This window comes from Chryseobacterium sp. Marseille-Q8038, assembly GCF_965111995.1.
In genome coordinates, this window is sequence record NZ_CBCOPN010000001.1 from 755,060 (window position 1) to 775,591 (window position 20,532).

Below are 20,532 nucleotides of genomic sequence, written 5' to 3' on the forward strand. Positions count from 1 at the left end.
TTTAGCATAGAGATTTTTATAAAAACACAAGATTAAGGCATAGCTGCTGCCATATTCTTTACAGGCACTGGCCATACACCGCCGGGAACAGGAAATGAAACCCCTTTATTAGATCCCATAATCATATTATCCTGACCAAAACGGTAAAGAGGCCATCCTTTATACGTAAGCTGTTTTCTTCCGAATACGGTAATAGATCCGAAAAGTGTTTTATCAAGTCCGGAAGGAACAACAATTTTATCTGTTTCATAAATTGGCCATACTCCGTTATTTGAGAAATCAGAAGCTGTAAAATTGTTCTTATTTTGTTTGTCATTTTTAAAGGTGTACAATGTTACTCCTTTAGCATCTGTAAAATATAATGTTTTTCCTGTACCTTCCGTATAAGTGGAAGTGTAGTTTTTCCCGTCATGTCCTACAAGTTGAGCATTGGTAAGCATAATGGTATAATCAGGTTTGGCAACGAACCAAACGCCTCCTATATTTTCGCCTCCGGTTTTCCCTGCATCTTCTTTTACATTGGTTCCGTTCACTAAAGGTGCATAATAGTAAAGAGGTCTTCCTTTGTAGGTTACCTGTTTTTTCCCTGAACCTGTTGTTATTGTAGTAAAATCAGAAAGCTCTAATCCGGCTCCCAGTTTTTCGGAAGAAAGGTTATCTATATTGAAGATGGGCCATACCGGTTCACATCCTCCGGTGCAATTGTTGGTGGCAGTAGCATCATTGGCAAAATAATAAAGGGTATGTCCTTCTTTATCGGTAAGAACACTGCCAAGACTTGCATCATTCCTCAATTGAACTTCTTTAACGGCCGGATCGGACGACTCATCCTGATTATCCTTCGAACAGGCAACAGAGGTGAAGAGCAGTAATGCTGTTGAAATACATCCTGTTATCAGGCTTGAACTGAATGTGAATTTTTCCATTTTTAATAGTTTTAATGAATATTATTTTTTTATATGTGATTTTAAAAATCCTGTGTTAAGGCATTATGGAAGGTTTCATACTCAGTATTGTACGGATTCTGTCTCTTCCGTCTGTGTTGACTTTCCTAAGTTCTTTCCCTTCGTATTTTTGATACAAAATCTCTGAGTTTTCTGAAAAAGGCTCCTTACTTTTAACAATTTCTACAGACAGCAAATGATTGGGGATTTTTGCTCCGTACCAATAGGGATCTTCTTTCTGCGACCAGGTAATAAGAGCCAATATCCTTTCTTTATGGTTATCATTTTCCGGATGGTCTTTCAATTCATCAATAGCGGAATCATTACCGTAAAGAGTCATCATGGTCTGTTTTTTATGATTGATTGAAGAGGTTACCACCTTTAAGTTCATCGCATTAAAATCAAAACTTGCAGGAAGGGACGCATTTTCATTCACGGGTTCGTATTCTTTTTTGGAACCACAGCTCACAATAAATAGGCATAGTAGTAAATAAACGATCAGATTTTTCATAGCTTAATGGTTAATAGGAGAGGTGAATACAAAATCATTGTCTTTCATGGGACGGTGGCAGCTGATACACTCGTTGGCAAAATCGGCTGTTTTTCCATAAGGTTCAAGTTTGGGAGATAAAAATCTTGCCCATCCCCATCCTTTTGTTGATGCGAATTTTTTAGAATCCTTAATCATATATTCCACCTGTTTAAAAGCTCCGGTAGTGACATTGCCGTCACTGTCTATGATCTGTTCCCATGCTACTTTCGCGAATATGGTTCCGTCAGGCCATGGATTGGTCTTATGTTCTTTGGTTGCCTTTACAGCGATATCATTTCCGAATATGATACGCATTGTCCCGTTATCCAGCCTTTCTGTAGAACTTATGGGTTTCCAGTTTTTATAATCAGGAATATAGCTGATCCCGTTCAATGCAATGGGTAATGATGGTTTGGGTGCGGCAGTATGGATTGTATTAATTTGCTGCAGCTGTTTGTTGTAAGCGGAAACTTTTGCGGGATCAGGTTTTTGCTTTGGAGCAAGAGAAGTCACATAGTTTTTCAGGATACGGATATCATTTTCAGAAAGCCTGGCTTCCGGATGAAGCAATTCGTAGCTTTTAAGAGGCATGGCTTTCAGGTTAATCTGATTAAAAGCTTCCCAAAGTTTTGCATTTTGTGCCGGAGGTGCCAGTTGATCCCATTCAGAAAAGTTCAGACCTTCTTTTCCTTTTTTGATATGATCTGCTACGAGCCAGTATGCCGGAGCAACCTGGTCAAACCATTTCAACTCTGTCTGATTGGAATGGCAGTCGAAACATGAACGCTGCAGTATCGCTCTTACATCACTGGGAACATGAATCTCACCTGTTATTGGCTTTTGCTTAATTTCAGGTCTGTAAAACTGAATTCCAATAAAAATAACCAGCACAATAACCAGAATATTTTTTGTTTTTACTTTTTCCCAAAAACGGTTCATATCTCTTTGTTTTTTGTTCAAATTTCAGGACTTTTTGGGACATGTTTTCTGAAAATTTGATCAATCGGACAAATTTTACTTTGAATCTGACAATTGTGAGTATGAATTTTTTTAAGACTTTGTAATTTTATTTTAGATCATAAAGTCATTTAGGTTTACTAGGCTTTTCATCCTTGTTAAGGTTCTAAACCTTGACAAGGATGACTGCTCTAAAATCGGATAGCTTCACTTACGCATTCTTTAAGTCAATTAACCTTTCGATATTAATTGAGTTTTTTCAATGTAAAATTGCAATTGTATTAAATGATTTTCTGCAGAGTAGACAGTGGATAGTCCTATTCATTTAAAATTTAATAAATTTTAACTATTTTTATTTATTTGATTTTCAACGTGTTATGTTTTTGATGAGTTTATCACTAAAAAAATAGTTGTTTGAGTCAATTTTATTTCTACATTTGTATAACTAATTTATTAGTGATATGGAATTGACAGGTTTTATATCATTATAATTGATAAATGAACAGGATATGAAAATTCAGACTCTAACAAAAGCAGAAGAACAGGTAATGCAGTATTTATGGAAAATAGAAAAAGGCTTCCTAAAGGATGTTCTTGATCTTTTTCCGGAACCGAAACCGCATACCAATACTGTTTCTACCATTTTAAAAGTATTGAAGGATAAAGAATTTGTAGATTATCGTGTACATGGAAGACAACATGAGTATTTTCCGCTTGTTTCAAAAGAACAGTATTCCGGGAAAACGATGAAGAGTCTTGTAAAGAATTATTTTAAAGGTTCTTACAAAAGTGCCGTTTCGTTTCTGGTAGAAAAAAATGAAATGACAGTAGAAGATTTGGAAATGTTATTAGATGAACTGAAAAAGAAAGATTAATACCTATGGAAGCAATGCTTTTATACTTTGGGAAAATTATTTTATGTTCAGGTGTAACGTTTTTATACTATCAGTTGTCTTTAAAGGACAAGACATTCCATCATTATAACAGGTTTTATCTGTTGGCAGCCATTGTGATGTCACTCTTATTGCCACTTATCAGAGTAGACGATTTTACGATAGAGGTTAATAATGATGTTTACATGCTTCTTAATAAGATTCAGAATTTTAACACAGAAAAAAACATAGACAATGGTAACCTTTATTTTAACATTATTTTTTCAACTCTGGGACTGGTTTCTCTCTATTTTTTAGGAAAGCTGTTGTATGGGATTTTCAAAATCCAGCAGTTTAAAAACCAATTTCAGAAAGAAAGTTTTGACGGGATCAACTTTTACCGTACAGACCTTACCGAAGCTCCATTTTCCTACTTTAAAAACCTGTTCTGGAAGAATACAATCACCTTGAATTCTGATATCGGAAAGCAGATTTTAAAGCACGAGATGGTACATATTGAACAGAAGCATTCCTTTGATAAGATCTTTATCGAGATTATTACCTCTGTTTTCTGGTTCAATCCGTTTTTTCATATCATCAAAAAAGAAATTAATCTAATCCACGAATACCTGGCTGATAAAAAAGCCGTAAAACAATCGGACACCAAAGCATTTGCGCAGATGCTTTTAACAAGCCACTTTTCCGGAACACAGTTGCCTGTTGCCAGTCCGTTTCTAAGTTCAAACCTTAAAAAAAGACTTAAGATGTTACAAAAACCTAAAACCAAGTTCGGATATGCGCGAAGAATTCTTGCATTGCCAGTTGTATTTACAATAGCTTTTGCTTATCTGGTAAATGCAAAGAACAGAGAAATTGAGGAAACCAATCTTTCTATGAAAAAAGTAGTTTCAGAAATCAAGAAAGATACTCTAAGACCTGAAAAATCTGGTCAGGGAAAAATTGCAGAATTGAAACCTATATCACCGGAAGATCATACAAAATTATCCGGACTGGAGAAAAAGCTTAAAGAAAAAGAGAAAGAGCTGGAAGGTCTGGAACCTGAAAGTGATGCTTTCAGTGATAAAATTGAAGAAATAAGTACTCTGGCATCAGAGATAGGAGAGATTACAGCCAATGTTGAAGTTGATAAATATTTCAACTCTGTTGAGTGGAAGAATCAAATGAAGGCGCTTGAAAATATGGATCCTCTTGATAAAAAAGAGCTTCGAAAAATAAAAAGAGCGGCAAAAAAAGCGGGAAGAGCGGCTGCAAAAATAGGAAAAATAGTAGTTCCTCCTACGCCGCCTACAGAGCCCAAAGAACCCAAAGTAGTTTATTTTAAAAATAACAATACCGTTTACTATAAGGATCTGAGCGCTAAAGAAAAAGAAGAAGTACGCAAAGCAATGGCAGAAGCCAGAAATGCAATGAAAGAAGCAACTAAGGCCAGAGTAGAAGGAGAAAAAGCACGTGTAGAAAGTGACAGAGCAAGAGCTGAAGGAGATAGAATAAGAGTACAGACTGAAAGAATCAGGATTGATGCAGACCGAATCAGAAAAGATGTTGAAAAAGCCCGCGCAGAAGCCGAGAAAAGATCATTCAGTTTCAGAGATGGTGCTTTTATCAAAGTCACGAATGGTTCACCGGATGTTCTTGTAATGAATGCAGACTTCATTAAAAAAGATGGCAATGGAAATATTGCGATGAACGGAGTCAAAAAGTTTAAAATAAACAGCAATGACGACGTAAAATACAAATATTATATTGACGGGAGAGAAGTCTCCAAGGATGATGTAAATTCATTAGATACAAGTAATATATCGAGAGTGAATGTCAACACCCAGAAAAAAGGAGACTTTAAGGGGGGAGAAGTTAGAATCGAAACAAAGAAATAAAAGTTTCATCAGGCTTTGTCAATTTCAGGATAGGCAAAGCCTTTTTAATCATACACTATGAAAAGTAAAATCCTATTTTTTATGCTTTTGGGAGTACTTGCCAGTGCTCAGGCCAACAGGTTCTTCTATGAATACAAGTTTATTCCGGATTCCAATAACAAGCAGGAAGTAAAGACGGAAATGATGCTTCTGGATATCGATAAAAATGGATCAAGCTATTACAGCCGAGATAAATTTGTTGCAGATTCTATCGGAAAAGCAGAGCTTGAAAAACAATTAAAAGCCGGAGGCGGAAATATCAGTGTGAACAGAAGAGAAAGACCCGGTCTGGTTTCTTATAAGGTAACCAAACAATACCCGGATTTTAAAACCTATCTTTTCAAAAACGTTTCCACCGATAAGTATAAAATAAAAGAAGATCAAAAACCGGAATGGAAAATATTACCTGAAAAACAAAAAATCGGAACTTACCAGACTCAAAAAGCTGTTGCCAGTTTTGGAGGTAGAGAATGGACTGCATGGTTTACAACAGATCTTCCTTTCCAGGATGGCCCTTACGTATTCTACGGACTTCCGGGATTAATCGTAAAGCTTGAAGACGCTACAGGTTCTCATATCATGACGATGATAGGGAATAAAACAATTGGTGCTTCGGCTGATGAAACCGAAATGCAGCTTCCGGATAATGTAAGAGTTTTGGGAATAGGCGGAAAAGAACTTGAAGTAACAAAAGATCAGTTCAGAAAAGTATGGAAAGCTTATGTAAATGATCCTGCCAAGAATATGAGAGAAATGATGATGAAAAGCGGAGATGGTACGAAGGTAAGCTTTAAGGTCAGAACAGGAGATGGAAAAGAAATTTCAGACCCTAATCAGGTATTCAGAGAGATAGAGAAAAATACCAAAGAGGCTCTTAAAAAAGATAACAATCCGATAGAACCGGATCTGGTAAATTAAAAATTATATATTTTCTAATATCTGCAGGATGGCATTTTTTGTCATCCTGTTTTTTATTTTGGGAAAAGAAATCAAGGGAAAAGTGACAAATATCAATTCATTATGTTATGATATATTTATTATCTTCAAGGAACAATAAGTAATAACAATCAACATTATATCTCATGACAGAAAAGGAAAAATGTGCAGCCGGGCTTTTATACAATGCCAACTATGACCAGGAATTAATTCAGGAGCGGATAAGATGTAAAGATTTGTGTCAGGAATATAACGGATTGAAAAATTCTGATTCAGAAAACAGATACCAACTCCTCAAAAGAATAATCGGCAGTATCAAAGAAAATATCTGCATAGAACCCAACTTCTGGTGTGATTACGGATACAATATAACCGTTGGAGAGAATTTCTATGCCAATCATAATCTTGTTATTTTAGATTGCGCCAAAGTAGAGCTTGGTGATAACGTATTCATCGGTCCCAACTGCAGTTTTTATACAGCAGGTCATCCACTTGATGCAAAACAAAAGAATGAAGGCCTGGAGTATGCTCATCCCATCAAAGTGGGGGATAACGTATGGCTGGGAGGTAATGTTGTTGTTCTCCCGGGAGTTTCTATTGGAAGTAACTCGGTGATTGGAGCAGGAAGTGTTGTCACAAAAGATATTCCGGATCATGTAGTAGCAGCAGGAAATCCTTGTAGGATTGTAAAAAATATTTCTGCAGAAAATTAAAAACGATACTAAACTAACCATGAAAAAAATGTTCATTCTATTCAGCCTTATATTGGCTGCATTAACCAGTGCCCGGAATCAAAGATCATTGAAATAAGTTTATACATTAAAAAATAAAAACCCGGAACAATATTTCCGGGTTTTATTATATCTGAATAAGGATCAGTGATTATGCTAATTTCTGAGAATCTGCAATAAACTGAGCCAATCCGCTGTCTGTTAATGGGTGCTTCAATAAGCTCAAGATCGGAGGAAGTGGTGATGTAATAACATCAGCTCCGATTTTAGCACAGTCAATAATGTGCATTGAGTGACGGATAGAAGCCGCTAAAATTTCAGTTTCGAACATGTAGTTATCAAAAATTAATCTGATTTCCTGAATAAGGTTCAGTCCGTCTGTAGAAATATCATCTAATCTTCCCAGGAATGGAGATACATAAGTTGCTCCTGCTTTTGCTGCCAAAAGAGCCTGCCCCGGAGAGAAGATCAAAGTACAGTTTGTTCTGATTCCTTTGTCAGAAAAATATTTTAAAGCTTTGATTCCGTCTTTGATCATCGGAATTTTTACAACGATATTAGGGTGAATAGCAGCCAATTCGTCTCCTTCCTTAATCATTTCTTCATACGTTGTAGAAAGAACTTCTGCAGAAATATCTCCGTCTACAAGCTCGCAGATCGTTTTATAGTGGTTTCTGATCGCTTCAGCTCCCTGAATACCTTCCTTAGCCATTAATGATGGGTTAGTGGTTACCCCATCTAAAATTCCAAGATCTCTGGCTTCTTTGATTTGCTCTAAATTAGCTGTGTCAATAAAAAATTTCATTTTGATAAATAGATTTATTGATACAAAGATAGGGAATTAATTGGGTTCTGAGATATGAATTTTGAGTTACGAGATTCGGGTTTGCGGGTGGGAGAGTGAGAGGGTTTGAGGGTTTGCATGCGGGAGTGTATGAAAGTAATTGTTTTTGAAATAATAAAAAAGAAACTCCATACCTATTCATCAAACTGTTATTTTTGTTTCTAGTTTCTAGTTTCTAGTTTCTAGTTTCTAGTTTCTAGTTTCTAGTTTCTAGTTTCTAGTTTCTAGTTTCTAGCCTAATTTAAATTTGTATCCATGAAAAACAACAGTTTCACAGCTCCATTAGAAATCATAGGTATTAATCCTTTTGTTTTTATTCCGGAAGAGATTTTGGAAGAAATTTTTACTGCGTCGAAAAGAAATAAAAGTCCTATTGCTGTAAAAGGAACGGTAAATGGGAAGGAATTTAAGCAAAACCTGATGAAATATCTGGGTGAGTGGAGGCTGTATATCAATCTGACGATGCTGAAAAATTCCCCGAAAAGAATTGGCGAAGTTATTGAAGTTGCTCTGGAATATGATGATTCAGACAGAAGTATTTCCATTCATCCGCAATTAGAAAAAGCAATCAAAGAAAGTGCTCTGGCCACAGAAAATTTTGATAATCTGATTCCTTCAAGAAGAAATGAGCTGATCCGTTATATCAACAATTTAAAAACGGAAGCCAGCATCCAGCGGAATATTGAGAAGATCATCCGGCACTTGCACGGTGAAACAGATTTTTATGGAAAGATGATTGAGTAGATGTAAGAGAATCAAGAATCAAGAATCAAGAGTCAGGAACCAAGATGTGGAATGATGAACTTTTACTTTTAAGAATGAATAAAGAAATTTTGAAGAGAAAAGAATTTATCATTTAAAGAATAAATAATAAAAATGCCGGAAAAACTTTCCGGCATTTTCTTTACTAAGAATTTAATGTTTTACTAAGCTTTACAGCATCCTCATTGGTTGGGTCATACTGTATAGACTTTGCGATGTGTTCCTTTGCTTTATTAGGATCAGTTTGCTGTTCTGTAAAGGCAAGATAGAAATAGGCGTATGCCAGATTCTTCTTATTTTGCTCTACTTCTTCAGGTTTTACTGTTGCAATATACTTTTCATAAGCAATTTTTGCATTGGCATCATCTTTTGCAGACTGATAGGCATAAGCCTGGCTGTAATAAGACGGAGCCCAGTCCGGTAATAAAACAGATATTTTTTTCCAGGTATCAATGGCGTTTGGCCAGTCTGAAGCTTCCTGATAAGCACCAGCCAGTTTCGCTAATGATTCTGTATCCTTGGGATTGGCTGCGATCTGTTTTTTAAGACCTTCAATTGTTGGATTCGTAGTTTGACTCGTTGCTGCTGAAGTTTCAGGCTGAGTCGTTTGTGCGTTTACAAGACTTACACTTCCTGCCAGTATTAACCCTAAAAAAAGGTTTCTACTATTAATTTTACTCATTTTCATAATCTTATATTTTAAATTCGAAATCTAAAATTCAATAATAATTCCACAAAATCTAAAATTTTAGAGGATTTAAGTTTTTTTAGAAAATATTAACGGGATTGAGGTTTTTTTTAATTTAATTTTTGATTCGTTCATGTTTGAAGGCTATCTTTGTCATTCATTTTTTTATTAATATCTATAATTTACATCAGATGAACATTATATTAGCTTCTACATCCACCCTTTTTGGGGCAGACTATCTGGAATATTTAAGAGAAGAATTAATCCAATTATATAAAGGAATTGACGAAATTGTGTTTATTCCTTTCGCAAGACCAGGCGGAATTTCTCATGACGACTATACCGCAAAAGCACGTTCTTTCTTTGAAACAATCAATGTAAAAGTGAAAGGACTTCATGAGTTTGAAAATAAAACAGAAGCCCTGAACCAGGCAAAAGGATATTTTACCGGAGGAGGAAATACTTTCTTATTGGTGAAAACATTACACGAGGAAGGTTTGATGTCTGTCCTGAAAGAAAATGTATCAGGTGGAAAAGCTTACCTTGGATGTAGTGCAGGAAGTAATATTGGGGGACAGAACATGAAAACTACCAATGATATGCCGATTGTGTATCCGCCAAGTTTTGACTGTATGGGATTGGTTCCCTTCAATCTCAATCCACATTATCTGGATCCTAACCCGGATTTAAAACATAACGGAGAAACCAGAGAAACCCGTATCAAAGAGTTTCTTACCCAAAACGATATCAAAGTGGTGGGCCTTAGAGAAGGAAACTGGATCAGAAGAAAGGGTGACCTAATAACCGTAGAAGGAAGTGAACTGACAAGGATTTTTGAAAAAGATAAAGAACCTTACGAAATTGAGGCTGGCAGTAAACTTTAATGAATACAGAAGAAATTACTCTTTTCATAGAACGTAACCTCACTAATTTTTCAGTGAACAGTACCGGATGGAATGATCTGATCCGGGGCTTGCTGTATGAATTTGCCATGGCAGGCTGGAATAGGGAACACCGTGTCTTTGGTAAGGAAAAGTTTGGCGAATTGAGATGTTATACGTATTCTGAAGACGAAACACTCAATAATAAACTTAAAAAAATCAAAGATAAATATTCAGAATTATCTGTTAAAACCTGTGAGATCTGTGGCGGGGAAGGAAAAATCAGAACAATCGATTCATGGCAGACCACCTTATGTCTGAATCATTTTCTGGAGCAGCAGCCGGTTATTGAAATTGACGACAAACAGAATGTCAGAAGAAATAATAAGACTGTTCTGAATATTAAAAATATTGTGAAAGCCGAAGTAGAATATGATCTTCAGAAATTATGGCTTTACACAAAAGAATATGATGATTTTGAAGAGAGAAAATATTTCTCATGGCAGGAACCCAATTATTATCTGCTTTTAAAAATGATTCCACGTTCACTTTTTCCGAAAGACAGACAAAATGAAATTTCCTTGCTGTTCCAAAGCTTAAATGATTGTGAAATATGTGGATATAAAGCTGTACACCAAAGAAATTGCCTGCGCTGTCATCATGAATCCTGGAATCCTTCCGGATATTTTATTCAGGATTATGGCGAAAAATCAAACTATATAAAAGAATGTCAGATGGATATTTTCATAGATGAAGATGATTATGAGAAATATTTTAAATATGACCAGTCGTTTGAAAAATCTCCTGATCATCAGATTCTTTTCACCTCCGATGATCTCAGGGAGTATGAAAAGTTTTTATTTTAACTATATTTGATTAGAATTTAGAGATACGAAAAAGGTTCAGTACATCAAACATCATTACTGTGAGTGAGCTGTTTTGAGCCCTATTTGTTTAGACCCCAAACAACAATGCAATGAAAAAAACACTTGCTGTTCTCACACTTTCCGTACAGGTAGTGACCGCACAGAATATTGCCCAGAAATTAGATAAAGTAACGAAGGATTTGATGGATTCTTCGGGAACCGTTTCTTCCAGTTTATCATTTTATGTTTCAGATGAAAACGGTAATTTTATCTACGAATACCAGGGCAGCAAGGGACTTTCTACTGCTTCTACACAAAAGATTTTTACTGCAGCTGCAGCATTGGAAACTTTAGGGAAAAATTATACTTTTACAACGACTTCTAGCTATTCCGGAAACATATCCGGAGGAACATTGAACGGAAATCTTTTCATCAGTTCCAACGGTGATCCTACATTAGGAAGCTGGAGATACGATGCCTATAAACCTGAAAATTTTAAAAAGAAACTGATAGATGCCATTAAAACTTCAGGAATAACGAAAATATCAGGTGATCTTGTCATTGATGATTCTTATTTTGATCATCAGACGATTCCGGGCGGATGGCCGTGGGATGATCTTGGCAATTACTATGGAGCAGGAGTGTGGGGGATAAACTGGAAAGAAAACCAGTTTGATATCAATATTAACGGAACTGATTTTAAAAGCTTTTCTTATCCGCTGGAAGGTGTAAAATGGCTGAATGATTTGAAAACAGGAGGAAGTTCAGATCAAAGTCTGATCTTTACAGCTCCTCATTCTGATGTAGCTCTGATTAATGGAATGCTTCCGTCAGGAAAGACAGTAACCGTTTCCGGTTCTACACCTAATCCACCTTTACAGCTGGCAGTAGAAGTACAACAGTGGCTGAAAGAATCAGGAATTGAACTTTCAGGAAAAGCAGTAACGAATTCACAGCTTGAAATAGAGGGAAAAAAAGTTTTGACAGCTCCGAAAAATAATATTCTTCTGACTTATCAATCGCCGACTCTTGATAAAATCGTTTACTGGTTTCTAAGAAAAAGCATCAATCTGTATGGAGAAACATTGATTAAAACTTTAGGAAAAGAGAAAAAAGGAAATCCAAGTTTCAAAAGCGGAATTTCTTATCTGAAAGAATTCTGGAAATCAAAAGGAATCAATCCTAATATGATCAATTTTGCTGACGGAAGCGGGCTTTCACCACAGAATTATGTGGCTGCCAAAGCAGAAGTACAGGCTCTTTTATATGCGAAAAAACAAAATTGGTTTGAAGCCTATTACGATGGATTTCCGGTTCAGGATAATGGAATGAAGATGAAGAGCGGAACCATGAGAGATACCAAATCTTTTGCTGGATATCACACGGCAAAAGATGGGAAAAAATATGTATTTTCGATTATTATCAACAACTATCAGGGAAGTGGGAATGCAGAGCTGCAGAAAATTCTGAATGTTTTAAAATAAAATACCTTTGAGAAAATCCATACTTACAAGGCTGAATAACTGGATCATTTTTGTGGTGATGACTACTTTGGTGATTGCCATTGTAGTGGCTTCCACATCGCTTATTAATTTTCTCAGAAAAGAGGAGATTAAAAGGATCAGCCTTCTTTCCAAAGCGATAAGAATACAACAGGAAGTAAAAACGCCTGATACGGATGTTCTGGATCTGCTACCGGATATCCTTAATATCAACAATACCATTCCGTTTATTGTAACAGATAAATACAAAAACCCTATTCTTGATCTTGGATATTACAGGAATATCCCTGAAACTACCATAAAGAATCCTGAAGAACTTCAGGATCTGATCCGGAATATGGAGAAAAATTATGCTCCTATTGAGATCAAAGTACCGGATGGAAACAATCAGTTTGTATACTACGACAACTCGCGTCTGCTTAATAATCTCCGGTATTCCCCTTATATTTTAGGATTGTTTATTCTGTTGTATTTCGGTTTTTCTTTCTGGTTTTTCAGGACCATTAAAAAGACAGATGAAGGTTACCTTTGGGCAGGTCTGGCTAAAGAAACGGCTCATCAGATCGGAACACCTTTATCTTCCATGATTGGGTGGATAGAAATTATGAAGCTGGATAATCCTGAATCAGAAGGCGTACATGAGATAGAAAGAGATATTGAAAGACTCAGAACAATTTCAGAACGATTCTCAAAAATAGGTTCTATTCCCGAACTGAACGACAGAAATTTCAATGAAACCATTCAGGAGAATTATGATTATTTAAAGACCAGGATTTCCAGAAAAATTAATTTTACGTTGAATCTTCCTACTTACACGGTTTTGGTACCTCATAATAAAATTCTGATGAGCTGGGTGATTGAGAATCTGGTGAAGAATGCTGTGGATGCCATGAAAGGCGAGGGTGCTATTACCATGTCAGTTTTTGAAAGAAACAAAAATATTCTGGTTGAGGTAAAAGACAATGGAAGCGGCATGACAAAACAACAGGCAAGAAATGCCTTTAATCCCGGTTATTCTACCAAAAAAAGGGGTTGGGGACTAGGGTTGTCACTAGCAAGAAGAGTCATTCATGAATACCACAACGGAGATATTAAAATTTCCCAGACTGAGGTAGGAAAAGGGAGTACCTTTAGAATAACGATTAAAAAAGAATGACAAGTTTAAACTTATCAACTATGAAAATAAAAAGCGGGGAAATTTCCCCGCTTTTCTCTTTATTTTTTACCAGTGAGCCACTGTGTTTGTAATTTTAGTTCTTCCGGAGTTGGATTAGCCTTGAATGTAAGCGTTTCCATAGTCATTTTATCCAGAATAGCTTTTCCTTTCAATGTCATTTTCTCTTTCTTACCGGCATTATCTCTTAGAATAGTTACCGTAACTTCCTGTCCGTCTTTGATGGTTCTTGTATAGCCGATAAAATCCTGTACTTTTTTGATATCTACCGTTCTTCCATCCAGAGCAAGTACCTGATCGGTGATTTTAAATCCGATACTTTTTGCAAATGGAGACAATGCAGAATGATCATCAAAAGCAAAAGCATTGGTCTTTTCATCAAAACCTGTCTGATTCGGATCTTTGATAAACCAGAACAGAGGCTGGCTTTCCTGTTTTTTAATATCTACGCCTACCATGCTCAGGTATTGTGCATAAGGGGTCGGCTGGTTTCCTGCAATATATTTGTTGTAGAATTCTTTTACCTGTGGATATCCGGTTACCGTTACCAGTTCATCAATCAGTTTATCATCTTTGAACGGTTTGTTTTCACCAAATCTCTGAGACAGTTTTCTGATCATATCACGATATCCCATTTCTCCGTTGGAAAGTTTTCTAAGCTCAATATCCAGACACATTGCCAGAAGAGCTCCTTTTTCGTAAACATTTCGGTATTGATCTTTGTAAGGCTCTACCAATACATTTTTACTCATTACCGTAAATGGCATGGTATCATCATAGCTCTTGGAGTTGGCAATTTTCTCTCCCATTCTTTCAATGAACTGATCTTTATTGATCAGACCTTCCTGAATCTGGAAAAGATTGGCAAAATATTCCGTTCCGCCTTCGTACATCCATAAGTGCTGAGACATTTTCGGATCTGCATAATCGAAATAGTGAATTTCTTCAGAATGCGTCTTCAGAGGATTTACGGTATGGAAAAATTCGTGGGAAACCACATCTGTAATGGTGTTGTCAATAGCATCTTTCGGCATTGCCTCCGGAAGCACTACACTTGTAGATTCGTGGTGTTCCAATGCTCCGAATCCCTTCACTTTAGGTCCGTCACCACCGGAAAGATAAAGCATGATGGCATATTTCTTATTGGTATTCATATCCCCAAGGAATTTCTTCTGGGCAACAACCATCTTTTCGAGATTATCTTTAAAATCTGCTGCTTTATATTTTCCTGTTGGAGAATATACGCCTAATACAAGGTCCATTCCTCCGGCATTGAAGGTAATATAATCAGGCTTTGTGTACATCAGCGGAGAATCTGTCACCTTAGCATAATTGGCAAGAGTATAAGTATCTGTAGATTCAGATTTGTCCTGATCTACCAACGCTGTTGTTCCGTAGAAATCAGTAGGTTTCTGAACGACAAGCTGATAAGGAACATCCTGCATATTCTCAATATATCCGATAAACCCGTGGGTATTGATCATATATACTTTTCCTGCTTCAATATCTGTTCCTGAAGGTGAAAATACGGCTTTATGCTTTGAAGTATCCAATTCATCATCAAAACTGTCATTCACAAGATAAGAGATTTTGGAAAGTGCCTGAGCATTTTTCAGTGAATACGTATTGTCATTTACTTTGGTATAAGTAAGCTCTTTTCCTTTATTATCGTAAAATTTGATTCCTTCGATGAATCTTCCATAGTCGTCTACAGAATAAGTACCCGGAACTGTTTTTGGGAAGTGAAATTTAATATCCCCGGATTTCATTTTCGGGAATTCCATGGTAACGGCTACTTTATCATCTTTTACATTGACAAGGTCAATAGTTGTTTTTATAGACTGAGCATTTGCTAAAAAAGCAGCAAAAATACCAAGGCTAAGTACTGTTTTTCTCATTAGGTTTACATTAATAGTTAAATAGTTGCTTTTTTTGTCGTTTTGTTACGGAGAAAGTATTAAACTTTTCTTAAATTTTTACTGTGCAAAAGCGAAAAGGCAAATTTGCGGGTGCAAATTTGCCTTTTTTATTTATTTAGTATTAGAATAATTAATATAATAGTTAGGGTTTAGCTCCACCGGAGTACTTTTCTTAAGCTTTACGGTCTGCCATTCTTCTGTTGGATTTATGGTCTGATCACCATTGATGATGATAGGTAATTTCAGATTTTTTACCACATCAGTATAACGGAACTTTAAAGTATCCCCATTTTGAGCATACTCAAGAGTTGGGATTTTTATCGTTCTCAGATACTGATCAAAAACAGTTGAGAAATCAATTCCCGATTTTGAGGAGATATAATTTTCAATCTGCTGGGTAGTAACGGTCTGATGATAAAAATCTTTATTCAAACCTCTTAAAATCTGTCTGAATTTGTCATCATTATTGATTACCTGTCTTATCGTATGAATCATGTTGGCTCCTTTCGGATACATATCTCCGCTGCCTTCATTTCTTACGCCATACTGGCCAATAATAGGAACGTCGTTGTCTATCCCTTTCCTGATACCCTGAACATAGATTTCAGCAGATTTTTTGTCCATATATTTTTCCGTGAAAAGAGTCTCAGAATAGTTGGTGAAACTTTCATGGATCCACATATCCGCCTGATCTTTTGCGGTAATATTATTGGCGAACCATTCGTGACCGCTTTCATGAATAATAATGAAATCCCAGTTTAATCCAACTCCTGTCCCTGAAAGATCTCTTCCAAGATAGCCGTTCTGATATTTGTTTCCATAGGCTACATTACTCTGATGTTCCATCCCAAGATGAGGAGACTCTACAAGTTTGTATGAATCTTCATAAAACGGATACGGACCAAACCAGTATTCAAATGCTGAGAGCATAGGTTTTACCTGTTGAAATTGTTTTTTTGCCTTGTCCAGATTATAGTCAATTACCCAATAATCCAGGTCCAGTTTTCCTTTTTCACCCTCAAATACATCTTTAAAATTCACATATTTTCCTATACTCGGAATAATGGAGTAGGCATTGATGGGATTCTTAACCTCCCAGGTATAAGTAGTTTTACTGCCCGTTGTTTTTTTATCAGTTAGCCTGCCGTTACCCACACCTACCAGATCATTAGGCGTTACAATTTTCATAATGATTCCGTTATCAGGTTCATCGCTCCAGATATCTTTGGTAGGAAGCCATATAGAAGCTCCTATTCCCTCGTCAGCAGCAGTCATCCATGGATTTCCTTTTTCATCTTTAGTGAAAACCCATCCGCCATCCCAGGGTGCTTTTTTAGCGATGGTAGGATTCCCTGAATAGGTGACATTAATGGTGTATTTTTCGCCTTTTTTGAATTTTTTATTGGTGGTAATGAAAATAAAGTCTCCATCCTGCTTATAATTGGCAATAGGAAAGTTTCCTTCAACTTTATCAGCTTTCATCGGTTGCTGAAGGTCAATCTGGAAAACAGGATTAGTAACATCTTTGATGATCTCAAAGCTGATTTTATTATTTCCTTTAATGCTTTTCTGTTCAAAATCAGGCTCTACGGAAAGATCATATTTTTTGACATCCCAAAAATTTCTGAATTCGGTATTGGAACCCTTTAATGTATCCTGTTTGGTGAAAACCTTACCCTTCTCAAAGAACTGTCCGAAAACCAGCCCTGATGCAAATAAGAGTGTATATGACAATTTTTTCATTTAAACTTTTATTATTAAATCTTTTCAAAAGTATAAAATTAAATTAATAGCCCGATGCCGGAAATCAAATTAAATTCAAGATTTAAAAAAAGTATAAAAAAAGCCCGGTCATTGCCGTGCTGTAAAAAAATGTGTGTGGTTTTATTTTTTGATAAATTTCAGATTTGTAGTCGTTCCTTTATCTTCAATTGAAATAATATAAGCTCCTGTATTTAATTTTGAAACAGAGATTTTATTATCATTAATCTGGCCATTCATTACTTTCTGACCTGCCATATTGGTAATGATAAACTGAGCTTTTGATGAAATCTGAGTTACATTCAATACATCACTTGCCGGGTTAGGGTAGATCTGGATTGAACTCTTATCTTTCACAGTCTCACTGGTAGAAAGCTGTTGCTGAATCAATACCGGATAATCCTCAACTTCGCCATACTGCTGGTTGCTGCATCCACTGTTTGGCTGGCTTTCATATCCTAATACAACTCTCATAATTACGTTTCCTCCGGTATAAGCATCTGCCGGTACGGAGAATGTTCCGGAAACAGGTGATATGGTACTAGCTGCGCTGGTGTAAATTACTTCAGAAGAGGAGAATACTCCGTCTCTGTTGAAGTCTATCCAGGCTGTTACTCCGTCATTATACTGAGCACCTGTCCATCCTTTGGTTATACTTACATTATTTCCTGTAGATCCGGACATAAGCGTAATTAGTTTCGAAGGATCTGTAGTATAGTCTGTGTAAGGAGTATTACTACTACTGTTTGAAACAGGGCCCATTCCTGCACCGGTTACTGTAACATTGGAAATATATTCGTCAGCTGCATTTGTTCCGGTTATTGAACATTTAGCAAATGAAGATGTCGTAAAGTTTGTAGATGCTGAATATGTTCCAACGGATGCACCGCAAACATTCGCTATCTGTACTTCATATTGAGTAGCTTCAGTAAGTCCTGAAATATTATAAGAATTTGTTGAAACAGGAACAGTAGTCCATGTAGCTGTTCCTACTTTTCTATACATCACAGAATACGTTGCTCCTACTAACGCTGTCCAGTTTACAGATGCTGAAGTTCTTGTAATACCGGTTACCGTAATACCTGCCGGAGCAGATGTTGTACAGGCACTTGCAGATGCGGAAACAGTAGCATTTCCAACGGCATAGAATACATTATCAATGGCACTTACTCTTATTTTTACGCTGGCACCTGTTGCCAGAGAAGAGAATGAAAATGGTTCAGATCCGTCATTGGCGGTAGATGGAGTAATAACCGTCCATGTGCTTCCATTGTCTGTAGTATAATCTATTTTAACGTTTTGTACATTATATGGAGCATTATTCGTGTTTACCACATCCCAGGTAACAGCTCCTGGTGTATTATTGTAAACTGTAGTTGAAGTTACTTTGAAAGGGCCTTCATTTCCTATATCTACTTTCATCAGACCGCTCTGTGTCTGCTGTTGTGCAGCATCCGGATTATTGTCTCTTACCGTTACCTTGAAATTCATTGTTCTTGGAATATTGGATACCGTTTCCCAGTCTACAGCACTGGTAAGGGTTCCATTAAGAACATTTGACAATTTAGGGAAATAACGTGTAGGAGAATTTGTAGGCATTATAGATCTGAAATTTGCCCCATTATTTCTGGTTGCACTTACCGGGCCAAAAGCAGAAGTAGTCAGGTCATATTGCTCCCAGGTATAAGTCATCGGGTCATTTTGTGTATCTGCTGCTGAAGCTGTTAACACAAAAGCTGTTCCTTTAGGGATTATTTTATTAGCCATTGGCTGTATTGAAGGAGGGGTATTGGCTACCGCTGTAATCGTTCCACAGTCTTGAGAATTGACATAAGCTCCTACTTCTTCAATATTTTTGGTATGAAAATAGGCATCAGAGTGCATCTGAACATTATAGCTGGTAATTCCGGCATATCCCATAATCGTAGATCCGGATCCCGGCTCCATATGAGCGCCATGCAAAGCAATAGACATGGTATGTGCTGCACCGAACTGGTGGCCAATTTCATGAGCTACGAAATCGATGTCATAATTATCTCCGAACGGCTGATCCGGAGTAGAAGGTGAAGTAATTCCTGCCCCTTTAGAAGTAGCATCATTGTTACTTGCAGGATTTCTGCAGACATTTCCTACATCTCCTGCACTTCCGCCGCCGCCTCTGTGACCAAAGAAATGTCCAATATCATAGGCAGCGTTACCTACACCGGCAGTGTTGGTAAGGGTTTGCTGAAGCTGGAGGTTCCATGCACCGGGAGCGCTATATGTACCGTTTGGATTTACTACTACATTCGAATAAGGATCCGTCGTGGGATCTGCAAATATAAGCTGTGGAAGATCCTGTACAATCATATGGATTCCAAAATCCTTTTCAAAAACACCATTTACACGGTTCATTGTGGCATTAATACGGGCTGCAGCCTGAGGAACGCCTCCGGCAAGTTGGGTATATTCACCGTTTACGGAGATGGCAATTCTATAGGTTCTGTATTTTTGCTCATTACTTTTATTAGAGTTGCCTAGCCCTTTCAAAACATTTTTTGTTTTAAGCAGCTTATTCATCTCCTTTTTTACCTTCTCAGGTTCAGAAGTTCGGCATTCGAAAGGATCTTCGTGAGATTTGTTAGATTTGAAAAAGACTCCATATACATCCTTTTCTTTGTTGATGGGTTCTATAAATTCGTATTTTCCGGTATCGGCATTGAATACCATAGATTGGAAGTCGTTCGGAGCAGTACTGAATCTGATTTGTTTATGAGGATTATCCAGTCCTACACCTGAATAGGCACCTAATTCATACCTTTCCGCCATCGCTTTTTCTACTACCGGAGAGCTGTACACGGAGAATCTTTCAACTCTTCCGTCTGCTGTAGGGAGAGAAACAATTACCGGGTTTCCTCCTTTTCCTGCTTCAGGAGCATTCTTGAGTTGATTTCTCAATGCAGAAAGATCAAATTTGTAGGCGTATTCTACTTTTACTTCTTTTCTTACTGGCGTGATCTTCTCCGAGACCGGTTCCCAGCGTTGTGCCTGTAAACCGCTCAGACTTAATGCCAATGCACAGACGAAAATAATTTTCTTTTTCATATTTTTTTATTGATTGTTATTAAAGTTTTAAAGATAGTTTATTTTTTTAAATCTTTTGTTAGTGATACATTGTTAATTGCTCATAACTTTATAATTTTAGTTGAATTTCATTGTTGTTTTTAATTATATTAAGAATAAATATAAT

The 20,532-nt window shown here is 36.7% G+C and carries 17 protein-coding genes; 9 read left to right on the forward strand and 8 right to left on the reverse strand.

Going from position 1 to position 20,532, the window contains the following annotated elements:
* Positions 1–32: 32 nt before the first annotated feature.
* Genes ACWPWS_RS03515 through ACWPWS_RS03525 form a run of 3 tightly spaced genes read right to left on the reverse strand, consistent with a single transcriptional unit; the run spans position 33 to position 2,415 of the window.
* Positions 33–926 carry a COG4315 family predicted lipoprotein gene (locus tag ACWPWS_RS03515; RefSeq protein ID WP_454045512.1) on the reverse strand — a complete coding sequence of 298 codons (894 nt, stop codon included), beginning with the start codon at positions 924–926 and terminating at the stop codon, positions 33–35.
* Positions 927–981: 55 nt separating this feature from the next.
* The gene (locus ACWPWS_RS03520; protein WP_454045513.1) at positions 982–1,455 is read right to left on the reverse strand and encodes a hypothetical protein; all 474 of its coding nucleotides are present in this window, start codon (positions 1,453–1,455) and stop codon (positions 982–984) included.
* Between the two features lie 3 nt (positions 1,456–1,458).
* Positions 1,459–2,415 (reverse strand): heme-binding domain-containing protein, encoded by a 957-nt coding sequence (locus ACWPWS_RS03525; protein WP_454045514.1) that lies wholly within the window; start codon positions 2,413–2,415, stop codon positions 1,459–1,461.
* A gap of 527 nt (positions 2,416–2,942) precedes the next feature.
* On the opposite strand from ACWPWS_RS03525, the gene ACWPWS_RS03530 reads away from it, so the two are divergent.
* From ACWPWS_RS03530 to ACWPWS_RS03545, 4 genes are all read left to right on the forward strand, one after another.
* The gene (locus ACWPWS_RS03530) at positions 2,943–3,308 is read left to right on the forward strand and encodes a BlaI/MecI/CopY family transcriptional regulator (protein ID WP_041461463.1); all 366 of its coding nucleotides are present in this window, start codon (positions 2,943–2,945) and stop codon (positions 3,306–3,308) included.
* 5 nt (positions 3,309–3,313) lie between these two features.
* Complete coding sequence (locus tag ACWPWS_RS03535; protein WP_454045515.1) at positions 3,314–5,200, forward strand: M56 family metallopeptidase; 1,887 nt, start codon at positions 3,314–3,316, stop codon at positions 5,198–5,200.
* Positions 5,201–5,257: 57 nt separating this feature from the next.
* On the forward strand, positions 5,258–6,157 hold the full coding sequence (locus ACWPWS_RS03540) for a GLPGLI family protein (RefSeq protein WP_454045516.1): 900 nt from the start codon (positions 5,258–5,260) through the stop codon (positions 6,155–6,157).
* Between the two features lie 164 nt (positions 6,158–6,321).
* Positions 6,322–6,888, forward strand: coding sequence for a sugar O-acetyltransferase (locus tag ACWPWS_RS03545; RefSeq protein ID WP_454045517.1), 567 nt, complete (start codon positions 6,322–6,324; stop codon positions 6,886–6,888).
* A 169-nt stretch (positions 6,889–7,057) separates the two neighbouring features.
* On the opposite strand, the gene fsa is transcribed toward ACWPWS_RS03545, so the two are convergent.
* Positions 7,058–7,711, reverse strand: coding sequence for a fructose-6-phosphate aldolase (fsa, locus tag ACWPWS_RS03550; RefSeq protein ID WP_076597548.1), 654 nt, complete (start codon positions 7,709–7,711; stop codon positions 7,058–7,060).
* A 294-nt stretch (positions 7,712–8,005) separates the two neighbouring features.
* Here fsa and ACWPWS_RS03555 point away from each other — a divergent pair, with 294 nt between their 5' ends.
* Positions 8,006–8,494, forward strand: a complete 489-nt coding sequence (locus tag ACWPWS_RS03555) for a YdeI/OmpD-associated family protein (protein ID WP_309513235.1) — start codon at positions 8,006–8,008, stop codon at positions 8,492–8,494.
* Positions 8,495–8,657: 163 nt separating this feature from the next.
* Here ACWPWS_RS03555 and ACWPWS_RS03560 read toward each other — a convergent pair whose 3' ends face one another.
* Complete coding sequence (locus tag ACWPWS_RS03560; RefSeq protein WP_309513234.1) at positions 8,658–9,194, reverse strand: tetratricopeptide repeat protein; 537 nt, start codon at positions 9,192–9,194, stop codon at positions 8,658–8,660.
* A gap of 197 nt (positions 9,195–9,391) precedes the next feature.
* Between ACWPWS_RS03560 and pepE the strand changes: the two genes are divergently transcribed.
* The 4 genes from pepE to ACWPWS_RS03580 all read left to right on the forward strand — a co-directional run bounded on the left by pepE (position 9,392) and on the right by ACWPWS_RS03580 (position 13,605).
* Positions 9,392–10,084: a dipeptidase PepE gene (gene pepE, locus ACWPWS_RS03565; protein ID WP_454045518.1), complete on the forward strand. Its 693-nt coding sequence runs from the start codon at positions 9,392–9,394 to the stop codon at positions 10,082–10,084.
* Positions 10,084–10,947, forward strand: a complete 864-nt coding sequence (locus tag ACWPWS_RS03570; protein WP_454045519.1) for a hypothetical protein — start codon at positions 10,084–10,086, stop codon at positions 10,945–10,947. The genes pepE and ACWPWS_RS03570 overlap by 1 nt, the downstream gene beginning before the upstream one ends.
* 110 nt (positions 10,948–11,057) lie before the next feature.
* A complete protein-coding gene (gene dacB, locus ACWPWS_RS03575) occupies positions 11,058–12,431 on the forward strand; it encodes a D-alanyl-D-alanine carboxypeptidase/D-alanyl-D-alanine endopeptidase (RefSeq protein ID WP_454045520.1) in 1,374 nt (457 codons plus the stop codon).
* 7 nt (positions 12,432–12,438) lie between these two features.
* Complete coding sequence (locus ACWPWS_RS03580) at positions 12,439–13,605, forward strand: sensor histidine kinase (protein WP_245169685.1); 1,167 nt, start codon at positions 12,439–12,441, stop codon at positions 13,603–13,605.
* A 59-nt stretch (positions 13,606–13,664) separates the two neighbouring features.
* Here the strand turns inward: ACWPWS_RS03580 and ACWPWS_RS03585 are convergent, their stop codons facing one another.
* The 3 genes from ACWPWS_RS03585 to ACWPWS_RS03595 all read right to left on the reverse strand — a co-directional run bounded on the left by ACWPWS_RS03585 (position 13,665) and on the right by ACWPWS_RS03595 (position 20,387).
* Positions 13,665–15,521, reverse strand: coding sequence for a M61 family metallopeptidase (locus ACWPWS_RS03585; protein WP_454045521.1), 1,857 nt, complete (start codon positions 15,519–15,521; stop codon positions 13,665–13,667).
* Between the two features lie 132 nt (positions 15,522–15,653).
* Positions 15,654–17,285: a M1 family metallopeptidase gene (locus tag ACWPWS_RS03590; protein WP_454045522.1), complete on the reverse strand. Its 1,632-nt coding sequence runs from the start codon at positions 17,283–17,285 to the stop codon at positions 15,654–15,656.
* A gap of 141 nt (positions 17,286–17,426) precedes the next feature.
* Positions 17,427–20,387, reverse strand: coding sequence for a reprolysin-like metallopeptidase (locus ACWPWS_RS03595; protein WP_454045523.1), 2,961 nt, complete (start codon positions 20,385–20,387; stop codon positions 17,427–17,429).
* Positions 20,388–20,532 lie beyond the last annotated feature (145 nt).

Coding starts and splice junctions, on each gene's coding strand:
- fsa (WP_076597548.1), bottom strand. CDS start 7,711: ATGAAATTTTTTATTGACACAGCTAATTTAGAGCAAATCAAAGAAGCC.
- pepE (WP_454045518.1), top strand. CDS start 9,392: ATGAACATTATATTAGCTTCTACATCCACCCTTTTTGGGGCAGACTAT.
- ACWPWS_RS03525 (WP_454045514.1), bottom strand. CDS start 2,415: ATGAACCGTTTTTGGGAAAAAGTAAAAACAAAAAATATTCTGGTTATT.
- ACWPWS_RS03545 (WP_454045517.1), top strand. CDS start 6,322: ATGACAGAAAAGGAAAAATGTGCAGCCGGGCTTTTATACAATGCCAAC.
- ACWPWS_RS03570 (WP_454045519.1), top strand. CDS start 10,084: ATGAATACAGAAGAAATTACTCTTTTCATAGAACGTAACCTCACTAAT.
- ACWPWS_RS03520 (WP_454045513.1), bottom strand. CDS start 1,455: ATGAAAAATCTGATCGTTTATTTACTACTATGCCTATTTATTGTGAGC.
- ACWPWS_RS03595 (WP_454045523.1), bottom strand. CDS start 20,387: ATGAAAAAGAAAATTATTTTCGTCTGTGCATTGGCATTAAGTCTGAGC.
- ACWPWS_RS03560 (WP_309513234.1), bottom strand. CDS start 9,194: ATGAGTAAAATTAATAGTAGAAACCTTTTTTTAGGGTTAATACTGGCA.
- ACWPWS_RS03540 (WP_454045516.1), top strand. CDS start 5,258: ATGAAAAGTAAAATCCTATTTTTTATGCTTTTGGGAGTACTTGCCAGT.
- ACWPWS_RS03530 (WP_041461463.1), top strand. CDS start 2,943: ATGAAAATTCAGACTCTAACAAAAGCAGAAGAACAGGTAATGCAGTAT.
- ACWPWS_RS03535 (WP_454045515.1), top strand. CDS start 3,314: ATGGAAGCAATGCTTTTATACTTTGGGAAAATTATTTTATGTTCAGGT.
- ACWPWS_RS03590 (WP_454045522.1), bottom strand. CDS start 17,285: ATGAAAAAATTGTCATATACACTCTTATTTGCATCAGGGCTGGTTTTC.
- dacB (WP_454045520.1), top strand. CDS start 11,058: ATGAAAAAAACACTTGCTGTTCTCACACTTTCCGTACAGGTAGTGACC.
- ACWPWS_RS03515 (WP_454045512.1), bottom strand. CDS start 926: ATGGAAAAATTCACATTCAGTTCAAGCCTGATAACAGGATGTATTTCA.
- ACWPWS_RS03585 (WP_454045521.1), bottom strand. CDS start 15,521: ATGAGAAAAACAGTACTTAGCCTTGGTATTTTTGCTGCTTTTTTAGCA.
- ACWPWS_RS03555 (WP_309513235.1), top strand. CDS start 8,006: ATGAAAAACAACAGTTTCACAGCTCCATTAGAAATCATAGGTATTAAT.